The organism is Marinobacter sp. E2 (genome assembly GCF_055755345.1).
In genome coordinates this window covers 243,592-256,553 of the sequence record NZ_CM146911.1, presented here as the reverse complement: position 1 = coordinate 256,553, position 12,962 = coordinate 243,592, and the positions used below count along the sequence as shown (strand labels likewise).

Annotated in this window: 12 protein-coding genes; 4 read left to right on the top strand and 8 right to left on the bottom strand. The window is 60.4% G+C overall.

Annotated elements, in window-relative coordinates; translation table 11 throughout:
• Positions 1-97 precede the first annotated feature (97 nt).
• Both AC0J1C_RS01095 and AC0J1C_RS01090 read right to left on the bottom strand, forming a co-directional pair.
• Positions 98-1,672 (bottom strand): methyl-accepting chemotaxis protein, encoded by a 1,575-nt coding sequence (locus AC0J1C_RS01095; RefSeq protein WP_473045229.1) that lies wholly within the window; start codon positions 1,670-1,672, stop codon positions 98-100.
• Between the two features lie 148 nt (positions 1,673-1,820).
• A complete protein-coding gene (locus AC0J1C_RS01090) occupies positions 1,821-2,693 on the bottom strand; it encodes a carboxylate/amino acid/amine transporter (RefSeq protein ID WP_473045228.1) in 873 nt (290 codons plus the stop codon).
• Positions 2,694-2,781: 88 nt separating this feature from the next.
• On the opposite strand from AC0J1C_RS01090, the gene AC0J1C_RS01085 reads away from it, so the two are divergent.
• The gene (locus tag AC0J1C_RS01085; protein ID WP_473045226.1) at positions 2,782-4,176 is read left to right on the top strand and encodes an MATE family efflux transporter; all 1,395 of its coding nucleotides are present in this window, start codon (positions 2,782-2,784) and stop codon (positions 4,174-4,176) included.
• Here AC0J1C_RS01085 and AC0J1C_RS01080 read toward each other — a convergent pair.
• A complete protein-coding gene (locus AC0J1C_RS01080; protein WP_473045225.1) occupies positions 4,164-5,174 on the bottom strand; it encodes a GGDEF domain-containing protein in 1,011 nt (336 codons plus the stop codon). The two genes, AC0J1C_RS01085 and AC0J1C_RS01080, sit on opposite strands and share 13 nt — an antisense overlap.
• A 271-nt stretch (positions 5,175-5,445) precedes the next feature.
• On the opposite strand from AC0J1C_RS01080, the gene AC0J1C_RS01075 reads away from it, so the two are divergent.
• Entirely contained in the window at positions 5,446-6,570 is a 1,125-nt protein-coding gene (locus AC0J1C_RS01075; protein ID WP_473045223.1) for an HD-GYP domain-containing protein, read from the top strand.
• Positions 6,571-6,578: 8 nt separating this feature from the next.
• Here AC0J1C_RS01075 and fghA read toward each other — a convergent pair whose 3' ends face one another.
• Together fghA and AC0J1C_RS01065 are read right to left on the bottom strand one after the other, a co-directional pair.
• On the bottom strand, positions 6,579-7,421 hold the full coding sequence (fghA, locus tag AC0J1C_RS01070; RefSeq protein WP_473045222.1) for an S-formylglutathione hydrolase: 843 nt from the start codon (positions 7,419-7,421) through the stop codon (positions 6,579-6,581).
• A 30-nt stretch (positions 7,422-7,451) separates the two neighbouring features.
• Positions 7,452-7,883, bottom strand: a complete 432-nt coding sequence (locus AC0J1C_RS01065) for a CBS domain-containing protein (protein WP_473045221.1) — start codon at positions 7,881-7,883, stop codon at positions 7,452-7,454.
• 204 nt (positions 7,884-8,087) lie between these two features.
• On the opposite strand from AC0J1C_RS01065, the gene AC0J1C_RS01060 reads away from it, so the two are divergent.
• Positions 8,088-9,449, top strand: coding sequence for an alanine/glycine:cation symporter family protein (locus AC0J1C_RS01060; protein WP_473045219.1), 1,362 nt, complete (start codon positions 8,088-8,090; stop codon positions 9,447-9,449).
• A 150-nt stretch (positions 9,450-9,599) separates the two neighbouring features.
• Positions 9,600-10,253: a peroxiredoxin gene (locus AC0J1C_RS01055; protein WP_091989771.1), complete on the top strand. Its 654-nt coding sequence runs from the start codon at positions 9,600-9,602 to the stop codon at positions 10,251-10,253.
• 84 nt (positions 10,254-10,337) lie between these two features.
• On the opposite strand, the gene AC0J1C_RS01050 is transcribed toward AC0J1C_RS01055, so the two are convergent.
• From AC0J1C_RS01050 to AC0J1C_RS01040, 3 genes are all read right to left on the bottom strand, one after another.
• Positions 10,338-11,120 (bottom strand): MetQ/NlpA family ABC transporter substrate-binding protein, encoded by a 783-nt coding sequence (locus AC0J1C_RS01050; protein WP_473045218.1) that lies wholly within the window; start codon positions 11,118-11,120, stop codon positions 10,338-10,340.
• Between the two features lie 64 nt (positions 11,121-11,184).
• On the bottom strand, positions 11,185-11,850 hold the full coding sequence (locus AC0J1C_RS01045; protein ID WP_091989766.1) for a methionine ABC transporter permease: 666 nt from the start codon (positions 11,848-11,850) through the stop codon (positions 11,185-11,187).
• Complete coding sequence (locus AC0J1C_RS01040; RefSeq protein WP_091989763.1) at positions 11,850-12,857, bottom strand: methionine ABC transporter ATP-binding protein; 1,008 nt, start codon at positions 12,855-12,857, stop codon at positions 11,850-11,852. The genes AC0J1C_RS01045 and AC0J1C_RS01040 overlap by 1 nt, the downstream gene beginning before the upstream one ends.
• Between the last annotated feature and the right edge of the window lie 105 nt (positions 12,858-12,962).

Sequence of the window (12,962 nt, the reverse complement as noted above, 5' to 3'; positions counted from 1 at the left end):
CTGCCAGCAGTGGCGGGCTGATGCCAGTGCGACTGCCCCGCCGGCAGCTGAGCCACTGGCGGGGTTATCGGGCAAGTAATCGATAGTGTGTGGCTAACTAGCCGTTTTTGCTGATAAACCTGGAGACGAGATCCTTCAGGCCGCGTGACATGGTGCTGAGGCGATCACTGCTCTGCTTCGCCGAGTCTGCCTGGCTGTCGCTGTGGTCCGCCAGCTCGGCGATGTTGGTGATCTGCCGATTGATCTCGTCAGACACCTGGCTCTGCTCCTCGAACGCCGCCGACATGCTGATGAAGCTGTCGGAAATGGTCTGGATGGAGGTCACGATGTCCCGCAGGGAATTTTCTGCCTCACGCACCTTGTCCAGACCCTGGCCGGCAACCGCTTCGCCATCGCGGGTTGCCTGAACGGCAGAATCCACCTGCTTGCGGAAATCGTCGATTACGTCCTGGATCCGAACCGTGGACTCCCGGGTACGGCGGGCCAGGGAGCGCACCTCATCAGCCACCACCGCAAAGCCCCGGCCCTGCTCGCCGGCCCGGGCCGCTTCGATGGCGGCGTTCAATGCCAGCAGATTGGTCTGTTCGGCAATCTCCGAAATGAGATTGGCCGCCTCCCCGATGCTGTTGGTGGACTCGCCCAGTTTGCCAATGGTAGTGCCGATGCCGTTAACACGGGTCACCAGCTGTTCAATCGCGACCAGTGCCTCGGCGCTGCGGTCGCTGCCCACGCCCGCCAGCCGGTTGGCCTCTTCCGCCTCCCGGGCATTGGCGGTCACCGATTCAGTCACTTCCTGGATCGAGGCGGTCATCTCATTGATGGCGGACGCCGTCTGGTCGGTCTCAGCCCTCTGACGGGCAATGGCAGAGGCACCCTCGTTGATGTAGTCATAGGAAGCCCGGGCCTGCTCATACAGCAGCTCTGCCTGGTCCTCGATCCGTGCCAGAGCGGTGCGAATTCTCGCCTGCTCGCTGAGCAGGGCCATGGCCACTTCGGAGAAGGCCCCGCTTTCATCACTGTAGGTACGGGCAACGATCGGATCCCGGAAGGCATCGGGGCACAGCGCCAGCAACCCGCCGAGACGGGCCCGGACGGAGCGGAGCACCAGGCCGGCGCCGATCACATGACCGGCCACCACCAGGCCCGCGGCCAGCCAGGTCTGGTCAAAACGCAGCGCCACCAGGCTCAGAACCAGGGACACAATGAAAGGCCAGCCGGATCTCAGGATGGACCGGATCTGGCCGCCCACACTCATGAGATCCTTGCCGGCGGAAATGCGACCGTACAGCTGCTCGGCCCGCGCCACCTGTTCCCGGGTAGGCTCCACCCGCACCGACTCGTAACCCACCATCTGGCCATTCTCACGAATGGGCGTGACATAGGCACTAACCCAATAGTGGTCGCCGCTCTTGGCCCTGTTCTTCACCACCCCCATCCAGGCCTTACCGGCCTTGAGATAGTCCCACATGTCCTTGAACACAGCCTGGGGCATATCCGGGTGGCGAATGATGTTGTGGGCCTGGCCGACCAGTTCGTCCCGGGAAAAGCCGCTGATCTCCACAAATTCTTCGTTGCAGTAGGTGATCACGCCTTTCAGGTCCGTCGTGGTGATCAGACGGCCTCCCTTACGCATTTTGATTTCACGCTGGGTAACGGGCAGATTCTTGCGCATAAACGGGCCTTACTGATTCGGCGGAACACGGAGACGGATGAATTGGGGAGGGCAAACGCCATTGCCGACGCTTGATATTGGTCAACGGTTACCCTGCCCGGCACAGGGTAACGGCCGGGGGTGCCAGAACCTTAGTCCGTGATAGCCCTTACGAGGCTGTGGCCAGCCGGGCCCGGGGATGAAAGCGGGCGTTGACCCACAACGAGAAGGCGATCACAGCGCCGCCCAGCGCCAGTCGCAGGAGATCGGCATCCCGGTTCCAGATCAGCAGATTGACGATCAACCCTGCCGGCACCAGGGCGTTGTTCATGATCGCCAGGGTGCCGGCGTCCACCACACAGGCGCCCCGGTTCCACAGGAACAGGCCCAGGCCGGACGCAGCCAGGCCGAGCCAGGCCAGAATGCCCCATTGCACCGACGTGGTGGGCAGCCGGTCGGGGTTGCCGAAGATCAGGAACGACGGCAGCGCAATGATCAGCGCACCAAAGAAGAAATATCCGAACGTGCGGTAGGCCGGCACATCAATGGGGTAGTGCTGCATCACATGCTTGTAGCCCACCTGTCCGGCGGCGAACGTGAAGTTGGCCACCTGCAGTAGCAGAAAACCGGTAATGAAGTCCTCACTCAGGCCATCGTAGCGTATGATACCGGCGCCAACCGTGGCGATGGCGGCGGCCAGCAGCGCCACCGGAGAGAACCGGCGATACAGGCCGTCGTCGATGAGCGTGACGTACAGGGGCGTAAAAATGGTGAACAGCAGCACCTCGGGTACCGTGAGGTAGCTGAAGGAACGGTACAGACACAGATAGGTAATACCGAACTGCAGCATGCCGGTGGCCAGCACCCCGAGCTTGAGACCGGAGGGTACGCCGCGCCACCGGGTAAAGGGCAGAAACACCAGAGCGCCCAGCAGCACCCGGCTGAGCACCGCGAAATCGCTGTCTACCTGGCCGGCCAGAAATTCGCCGATCAGGCTGAACGAGAATGCCCACAGAACGGTAACAAAAACCAGAAGTCCCATTGCCACTGCCATCGGTTGTGATTGAGGCGCGTACTTTACCGGTTTTAAGTCAAATTTTCAGTGCAGGAACACAGCGGGATAACACCCTATGGATGAAGTCCACCAGCCATTGCCAGAGGCCCGGCAGCCCCTGCTGGCCCGTACCCTGGCCGAATGGCGCACACTGGCCATTCTCGGTGGTCCCATTCTGGTTGCCCAGCTCGCCCAGATGGCCAATGGCGTGATTGACACCGTCATGGCAGGCCACGCCAGCGCCGAGGATCTGGCGGCCGTGGGCATTGGTACCAGCCTGTGGATGCCACTGTTCCTGTTCTTAATGGGCATGCTCGGCGCGCTGCAACCGATCATTTCCGGCTACAACGGTGCCAGGACCATCGAGAAGATCATGCCGGCCACCTGGCAGGGGCTGTATCTGGCCGCCATCGGATCAGTGACCATGACCGGATTGCTGACCAACGTGCACCCTGTGCTGGCACTTCTGGATCTGGACGTTCACACCGCCCGCATTACCCAGGGTTACCTGGATGCCTTCGCCTGGGGTATTCCCGCCCTGCTGTTGATTACGGCATTACGGGGGCTCACCGATGGCCTCGGCCACACCCGGGTGATCATGGCGTTCTCGGTGCTCAGCACCCTGGTGAACCTGCCCATGAACTACATCTTCATCTACGGCAAGCTGGGGCTGCCTGCCATGGGCGGCGTCGGCTGCGGCTGGGCCACCGCCATCTCGAATGGTATTGCGGCCCTCGGACTGTTGCTTTACCTGAACCGAAGCCGCGCCTACCGGCAATTCCATCTTATTTCAGACTGGGTAAAGCCCGACATCGCAGGCCTCCGCTACGTTCTGGCAATCGGCATTCCCATTGGATTCACAATCTTCGTGGAAGCCAGCATGTTCTCGGTGATTGCCCTGTTCCTGGCCCCCCTGGGGCCGGTGGTGGTTGCCGGGCACCAGATTGCCCTGAACGTGGTGTCGCTGTTGTTCATGCTGCCGCTCAGCATTGGTATGGCGCTTACCCTGCGGGTCAGCTTTCTGATGGGCGCTGGGGCGCCAGACACGGCCAGGTTGATCGCCCGCAGTTCGCTGATCCTGGCCACGGGCACCGCCCTGGTGTTCGCGCTGATGTTGCTGGTATTTTCCCGGGAAATCGCAGCACTTTACACCTCTGATCAGGCCGTGCAGGCGGTAACCGTGCGCCTGCTGATGTTCGCGGCCTTCTTCCAGATAGCCGACGTTATTCAGGTCACCTGCATCAGCGCTCTTCGCGGTTACAAGGACACCCGCATTCCGATGTTCATCATGCTGTTTTCGTTCTGGGGCGTGGGCCTGCCGCTGGGGTATCTGCTGACATTTACCAACTGGCTGATTCCCGCCATGGGGGCGGCAGGGTTCTGGGTGGGGCTGACCGGCGGGCTGGCCTCGGCGGGCCTTCTGCTTGGCTGGCGTCTGTTTCTGTTCCGCCCCGCTGATCAGGCGGTTTGAGCTGCAGGCTCTGGGGTTTCCGGCTCATCCGAGAAGACAATGCGGTCACGCCCGGTTTCCTTGGCCTGGTAGAGGGCAGCGTCTGCACGCGCCAACCAGCTGTCGACACTTTCGCCCGGCTTGAGCAGGGCCACACCGAAGGAGGCAGTGACCGTGCCTCCCGGGTGCTTCATGTACTTGCGCAGCACCTGCTGCAGGTTATTCATTACGGCTTTGAGGCCAATCCCATCCACCCCGGGCAGCAGAAGCACGAACTCCTCACCACCAAACCGGAAAAGCTGATCCGATTTCCGCGTGTTCTGGGCCAGCAAGGCAACCAGATCGATCAGCACATCGTCGCCGACACCGTGACCATGCTCGTCGTTGATCTTCTTGAAATGATCAATGTCCAACAGCACCAGGGCATAGGGCAAACTGGTGCGCGCCGAGTTGGCAACCGCCAGCTCGAGTTCCTCATCCATGGAACGGCGATTCTTGATGCCGGTCAGGGGATCAACCGTGGCCAGGTGCTCCAACCGCTCCCGCTGGTTGTGATTCCTGTAGGCGAACACGTAGGCGCAGGCGCTGACCACCAGAGCGGTGGCGACAAAGGTCCACAGGTGCACCTCAGACCGGAAGGCCCCGCCATGGATTACCAGAGCGACCACCGAGGCAATATTCAGAACCACCGCAATGCGCGGATTGGTCAGGAAGAAGGTTGTCACCAGGCACGGGTACAGCCAGAACAGCCCGGGCTCACCAACCACGGCACCCACCGTTACCGCTCCGCCGCAGGCAACCAGGGCGCAGACCAGACCGCTTCTGCGGGTATCGCCGGTCATCCATGCATAGACGACAGAACCCGTGATCCCCAGCAGAATCACGGTATCAACAATGCCGGCTACCACATTGCCCTGCAGGAATCGCATAACGGCAAACGGCGTGATGCCCAGTACCGCACTGGCACCGAGCAGGGTGATAATCGACAACCTGAAATCCGTTCTCAGTCGATAGAGCATCCAGGCGCTCGTCCTTTAAAATTTATTACAAATCCAAGAATAGACCAGAAGAAAAGCTCGGTCCGTGTCGGGCAACCATTCTTTACAGTTTTAACGCGCAGTCACGAAAATGTGAATCATCGCTCATCTTTTTAGGCCATGTCTCCCCGGAAGCTGTGAAATTCGGTTAAAACTGTCCTCGAAACACACAGATGCAATCCTGCCCGAGTGGAGAGCCAAGGGCAATCAGGGTTACACTGAGACCAATCTAACCTGTAGCTGAGACACTCGTTTGACCGACCTCGTCCGAATTGCTCCTGGCGCGCTCACCATCGGCCGCCCCCTGCCCTGGACCGTCTACGATACCGACGGCAACGTGCTGTTGCGCCAGGGTTATGTGATTCAGACCAACTCCCAGTTGGAGCAGCTGTTCGAGCGGGGCCGTTTCAAGCCCCGGAAAATTGAGCGGCCCCAGGAGGAGGTGTTCGAGGACAACCGGGAACGCAATCCCTTTGCCGACTACCCGGATCTGCTCCAGGCACTGGAAACGACACTGAACGCCATTACCGAAGGCGATCCCTCCGCCCAGAATCGGCTGCTAGGTCTGGCCCGGATGGTAGAACGCACCTGCACCGAATCGCCGGAGGCCACCCTGGCCCTGGTGCACCTCTACTCCATCGGGCCGGTGATCTACGAACAGATCCTGTTCTATGCCATTCTGTGCCAGTTTGTCGGTCGCCAGTTCGGGCTCGAGGAAAAACGCATCAGTGTGCTGACGGCCGCCGCATTAACGGCCAACCTGGCACTGGTGCCCATTGCCGACAAGCTCAACGCGTCCAACACCATTCTCAACGAAGAACAGCGCGGGGTGATCCGTCGGCATCCTCACCGCAGCATCCAGGCCCTGCGGGATGCGGGCATCGACAACAAGCTGTTGCTGACCATCATCGCCCAGCATCACGAACAGGCCGACGGCAGCGGCTATCCCAAGGGCCTGAGCGGTACCGAGATCCGTCCGGAAGCAGAGATTCTTGCCCTGGCCGAGCGCTACGTGGCCATGATCACCAAGCGGGCCTACCGCAACCGGATGAACATCGCCCAGGCCCGAAAACTGATCGCCAACCTTGCCGACGGCAAGTTCCGCCCGGCTATCCCGAAGGCGCTTCTGCAGGTGCTGGGGGAGTATCCGCCCGGCGTTCTGGTGCGGCTGGAAAACAACGAGGTGGGCGTGGTCACAAAACGACCGGTGCGGGCCCGTGGCCCCTTCGTCAAAGCCATCTTCGGCCCTCGCGGAAATCGCTACACCGGTACCTTTGAGCGCGACACCAGCCTGCTGGAGTTCAATATCCGGGCCCTGGAAGAGCCCGAGATCATGCCGTCCATGGACTTCAGCCTGGTATGGGGCTTCCGTTCCTGACGTCGCCGCTACAACCCCAACGCCCGGGCATGATGCTCCAGATGATCGTCGATGAACGACGCGATGAAGAAGTAGCTGTGATCATACCCCCGGTGCATGCGCAGGTTGATGTGATGGTGAAATTTCTCGCAGACATCCGCCAGGGCGTCCGGGTTTAACTGGCTGTCGAGGAACTCGTCGGCCGTGCCCTGATCCACCAGCAGCGGCAGTCGCTCACGGGCGGTGGGGATCAGCAGCGTGGCATCCCATTCCTCCCAGCTTCGCGGGTTGTCGCCCAGGTATCCCTTGAACGCCTTCTGGCCCCACGGACACGCGGTGGGGTTGGCAATCGGCGCGAACGCCGACACCGACGCATAACGCCCCGGATTCTTGAGGGCACAGATCAGCGCCCCGTGACCACCCATGGAATGCCCGCTGATGGCGCGCTGATCGGTCACCGGCAGCTCGTTCTCGATCAGCTGGGGCAGCTCCTTGACCACATAGTCGTACATCCGGTAGTGGGGCGCCCATGGCTGTTGCGTGGCGTTGATGTAGAACCCGGCACCGGTTCCGAAATCATAGCTTTCGTCTTCTCCGGGCAGGTTCAGGCCCCGGGGGCTGGTGTCCGGGCACACAATGGCCAGGCCCAGCTCGGCCGCCTTTTTCTGGGCACCGGCTTTCTGCATGAAATTCTGGTCTGTGCAGGTCAGGCCCGAAAGCCAGTACAGCACCGGTACCGGTCGGGCACCGGCGCCCACCGCACCGGGCGGCAGGTACACCGCAAACTCCATGTCGCATTCGAGGGTCGCGGAGGTGTGGCGGTAACGCCGGTGCTCACCATCGAAACAGACGTTGGTGGATAGAAGTTCCATAGTGTCCTCAGTCGGTGAATGGGAAGTGGATCAATCCTCGGCACTGGCGTACTTGGGCAACTCCAGGCCACAACCGGTGCGCGCCAGTTCCGACAGGATAGCGGTACGAGTGACAATGCCCACCAGTTTGCCGTGATCCACCACGGGATACACTTTCGGTTTGCCCGCCCCCAGGTTCTGGGCCAGATCCACCACCGCCATCTCCGGAGAGATGGTCAGCGGTTTCCGGAACATGACGTCGTCAACAATCGGGTCGCCCTCGCTGTGGTAACTGCTGACCAGCAATGAGTGAATGCAGTCCTGTTCGGAGACAAACCCCAGCACCTGCCGTTTGTCGTCCACCACCGGCAAGCCGGTCACGTGGTTGTGCAGCAGGGTTTTAACCACGGAGGTCAGCGGGGTACCGCACCGGATCGGCTCGATGTGGTTCCACATGACATCAGAGACCTTGAGCGAACGCATGGGCAGAGTCCCTCCCATCGATGAATGTTGCTGCGGCCGGAATCTTCCCGACCGCCTTTGCTATAAACATAGGCAATCCTCCGCTGATACACCACTTTTCGCCGACTGTCAGTTTACAAGGCAGATTATCTAATTAAACTCAAAGGGTTATCCCCAACAGGGGCTCACTATCAAACCCATCCATGGCACATTCAGGGAGACCCCATGGAAGCGATATCCGCATTTGTAGGCGAAATAAACGGACTGGTCTGGGGCCCGCCCATGCTGGTCATGATTCTGGGCGTTGGCCTGTTCCTGAGCATTGGCCTGAAATTGATGCCCATCCTCAAACTGGGCGCCGGTTTCCGGCTGATGTGGAGCGGCCGGGCGCGGGGCGATGCCTCCGAGGGGGAAATCCCCCCGTTCCAGGCCCTGATGACGGCCCTCTCGGCCACGGTGGGCACCGGTAACATCGCAGGTGTTGCCACCGCGGTGTTCCTGGGCGGACCTGGCGCCCTGTTCTGGATGTGGTTGACCGCCCTCGTGGGCATGGCCACCAAGTATTCCGAGGCCGTCCTGGCCGTGCGGTTCCGGGAGGTGGACGAACGCGGCGCCCACGTAGGCGGCCCCATGTACTACATCCGCAATGGCCTCGGCAGCAAGTGGGCCTGGCTGGGGATCCTGTTTGCGGTGTTTGCCTCGGTGGCGGCCTTCGGCATTGGCAACACGGTGCAAGCCAACTCGGTGGCGGATGTGCTGGAAACCAACTTCGGCCTTCCCCACTGGCTGACCGGGCTGATCCTCATGGTGCTGGTGGGCATGGTGCTGATTGGCGGCATCCGGCGTATCGGTCAGGTAGCCAGTGCGCTGGTACCGTTCATGGCGGTGTCCTATGTGTTCGTGGGCCTGGTGGTTCTGGCCATCAATGCCCATGACATACCAGACGCCTTCGGGATGGTATTCACCCACGCCTTCAGCCCAATCGCCGCCCAGGGTGGCTTCGCGGGCGCTGCCGTGTGGGCTGCTATCCGGTTTGGCGTGGCCCGGGGCATTTTCTCGAACGAGGCCGGCCTGGGCTCGGCGCCCATCGCCCACGCGGCGGCCCAGACCAACAACCCGGTCAAGCAGGGCATGGTGGCCATGCTCGGTACCTTTATCGACACCATCATCGTGTGCAGCATTACCGGCCTGGTTATCATTACCTCCGGCGCCTGGACCTCCGGTGAAACCGGCGCGGCGCTCACCTCCCTGGCCTTTGAACAGGGCCTGCCGGGCTTCGGCAACTACCTGGTGGCCATCGCCCTGGCAATCTTCGCGTTTACCACCATTATCGGCTGGTCCTTCTACGGCGAGCGCTGTATCGAATTCCTGTTCGGGGTGAAGGCCATCGTGCCCTACCGGGTACTGTGGATACTGGCCATTCCGGTAGGCGCAACGGTAAATCTGGGCTTCATATGGCTGGTGGCGGACACCCTGAACGCCATGATGGCTCTGCCGAACCTGATTGCGCTGCTGTTGCTGAGCCCGGTGGTATTCAGGCTGACCAGGGACTACTTTGATAAAGAGAAAACTCTTGGCGTTAAATGACCGCCCGATTAGAGCGTCTGTTCATAAGGATGTGAGCAGACAATCGAATGATTGAGGTTGGGGAGGCTTGTTTTATCGGCCTTCCGCACCAAGGTTTTACGTATGCAACACCGTGTCTAAGTTAACCTGACAAAGGAAAGGAGAGCATCAATGACTCTGCGTCTTGGAGATACCGCACCGGATTTTGAGCAGGATTCCAGCGAAGGCAAGATTTCCTTCTACGACTGGTTGGGCGACAGCTGGGGCATTCTTTTCTCACACCCGGCAGATTTCACACCGGTGTGCACCACCGAACTCGGCCTGACCGCCAAACTCAAGGACGAATTCGCCAAGCGCAATGTGAAGGCCATTGCCCTGAGTGTCGACCCGGTGGATTCCCATCGGGAGTGGATCAAGGACATCAACGAAACCCAGGGCTGCTCGGTGAACTTCCCGATCATTGCCGACCAGGATCGCAAGGTTTCCCAGCTTTACGACATGATCCACCCGAATGCAGACAGCAGCCTGACCGTGCGCTCACTGTTCGTAATTGATCCGAACAAAAAAGTGCGCCTGATCATCACCTATCCGGCCAGCACCGGTCGCAACTTCAACGAGGTGCTGCGCGTGGTCGACTCCCTGCAACTGACCGACAACCACAAGGTGGCCACCCCCGGTAACTGGGAGCGTGGCGGCGACGTGGTGATCGTGCCGTCCCTGCAGGATGAGGATGAGATCAAGGAGCGTTTCCCGAAGGGCTACAAGGCGGTGAAATCCTACCTGCGGATGACACCCGACCCGAAGGCCAACTGGAGCGGTGAGTAACTCTTGTCGCTTCAAGGCCCTGAAAACGCAAAAAGGCCGGGCAGCGTGGCTGCCCGGCCTTTTTATTGTCCGACTGCCCTGCGATCAGAACGCAGGAACAACTGCACCTTCGTACTGCTTCTTGATGAAGTCACGAACGGCATCAGAGGTCAGGGCATCCGCCAGCTTCTGCATGGCCTCGCTGTCCTTGTTGTCGGGACGTGCCACCAGGATGTTCACATAGGGTGAATCGGAGCCTTCAATCACCAGCGCATCCTCGGTGGGGTTTAGCCCAGCTTCCAGAGCATAGTTGGTGTTGATCAGGGCCAGGTCCACCTGGCTCAGGATACGCGGCAGAGTCGCAGCTTCCAGTTCCTTGAAGTCCAGATCTTTCGGGTTCTCTGCAATATCCCGCGGTGTCGCAGTGATCTTGCTCTCATCCTTCAGGGTAATCAGACCCGCTTTCTGCAGCAGCAGCAGGGCACGGCCGCCGTTGGTAGGGTCGTTCGGGATGGCCACTACCGCGCCTTCTTTGAGCTCGTCCAGTGAGTCGATCTTGCTGGAGTAGGCGCCGAAGGGCTCAACGTGGACTCCGGTAACGGTCACCAGATCGGTGCCACGGCCAGCGTTGAACTCATCCAGGTACGGCTTGTGCTGGAAGAAGTTGGCGTCCATCCGCTTCTGGTCCACCTGGATGTTCGGCTGGATATAGTCGGTGAATACCTTCACATCCAGCTCAACGCCCTGCTCGGCCAACTGGGGCTTCACGAATTCCAGGATTTCGGCGTGGGGTACCGGCGTGGCCGCTACGGAGAGTTCCTCGGCAGCAACCGCACCGGAGAAAGTAGCTGCGGCAGCCAGTGCCACGAAAGTTTTCTTCAGATTCATAGATAGATTCTCCTGTTGGACATCGTGAACGAATGAATTCGGGTTGGGAGTACGGCCCGCTTTTCTATTTTCTGCTGAAGTACAGGACCAGGCGGTCGCCAACCATCTGCAGGACCTGTACGAAGATGACCAGTAAGGCGACTGTAATCACCATCACATCCGTCTGGAATCGTTGATATCCGAAGCGGATGGCCAGGTCACCGAGGCCGCCACCGCCGATAACACCGGACATGGCAGCATAGGACACCAGGGTGATAGCCGTTACCGTGATACCGGCGATGATGCCGGGAAGGGCTTCCGGGAGCAGGGCACCGAAAATGATCTGGCGCACGCTGGCGCCCATGGCCTGGGTGGCTTCGATGATGCCCCGGTCTACCTCCCGCAGGGAGGTTTCCACCAGCCGGGCGAAGAACGGGGCGCCTCCCGCCACCAGAGGCGGAATGGCCCCGGCAACGCCGAGTGAGGTACCAATGAGCATGACCGTGAACGGAATCATCACGATCAGCAGAATGATGAACGGCACCGAACGCAGTACGTTCACCACGAACGACAGCACCGCATAGGCCACCGGCTGTTCCAACAACTGGCGCTTGCCGAACAGAAAAAGCAGCACGCCGATGGGCAGGCCGATCAGAACGCTGAACAGCAGGGACATCCCCACCATCACCAGGGTGTCCCAGCTGGCCCAGCCAATCTCGGTCCAGTCCACGTTACTCAGCAAGGCTTCCATCAGCGCAACACCTCCACGTGTACATCGGCAGCCTCGAAGGCCTGCATGGCCACGTTCAGGTCACCGCCCACCAGGGACAGGGTCAACTGCCCGTAAGGGATGTCCTTGATGTGATCAATGCGGCCTGAAAGGATGCTGAAATCGACACCGCTCTGCCGGGCCACGCTGCCCAGCAGTGGCTTGTAGGTGGACTCGCCCTTGAAGGTCAGCCGCAGGATACGACCGTCCGCCTTGCTCAGGTCTTCCTGCAGCTCGTCGCGGTCTATGCTCTCACTCTCGAACACAAAATCCCGGGTGGTCTGGTGTTTGGGGTGCAGGAACACCTCGCTCACCGGGCCCATTTCCACCACTTTCCCCGCGTCCATCACCGCCACCCGGTCGCAGACCCGGCGCACAACGTCCATTTCATGGGTAATCAGAACAATGGTCAGGCCCAGCTCCCGGTTGATGTCCGCCAGCAGTTTCAGCACAGACTGGGTGGTTTGCGGGTCAAGGGCACTGGTGGCTTCGTCGCAGAGCAGAATGGTGGGCCGGCAGGCGAGGGCGCGGGCAATACCCACCCGCTGCTTCTGGCCGCCGGAAAGCTGGGAGGGGTACTTGTTGGCGTGATCGCTGAGGCTGACCCGCGCCAGCAGTTCCTCAACCCGGTTGCGAATCTCGGCCTTGGAATAAATGCCGGCGAGCTTCATTGGAAAGGCAATGTTGTCCGCCACTGTTTTGGACGACAGCAGATTGAAGTGCTGGAAAATCATGCCAACCTTGCGGCGGAACGCTCTCAGCTCGGCGGCATCGTAGCCGGTGATGTCCTCGTCATCGATCAGGATGCGACCGCCGGTGGGCGGCTCCAGCAGATTGATCAATCGCACCAGGGTCGACTTGCCCGCCCCGGAATGGCCAACAATGCCGAACACCTCGCCGGTTTCAATGGTCATATCGGTGGGATGAAGCGCGGGGATCGCCCGGCCGCCCACCTGATACGATTTCTGTACCTGGTCAAATACAATCACGGTCAGCGCCTTGTGGGTGCAGCGTTAAAACCGGCGATTATAGCCCATCCGACCGGTAAACCCGAATTCGGGCACTGCCGCCCTTGTGGGTAGTTGTCCCTACAC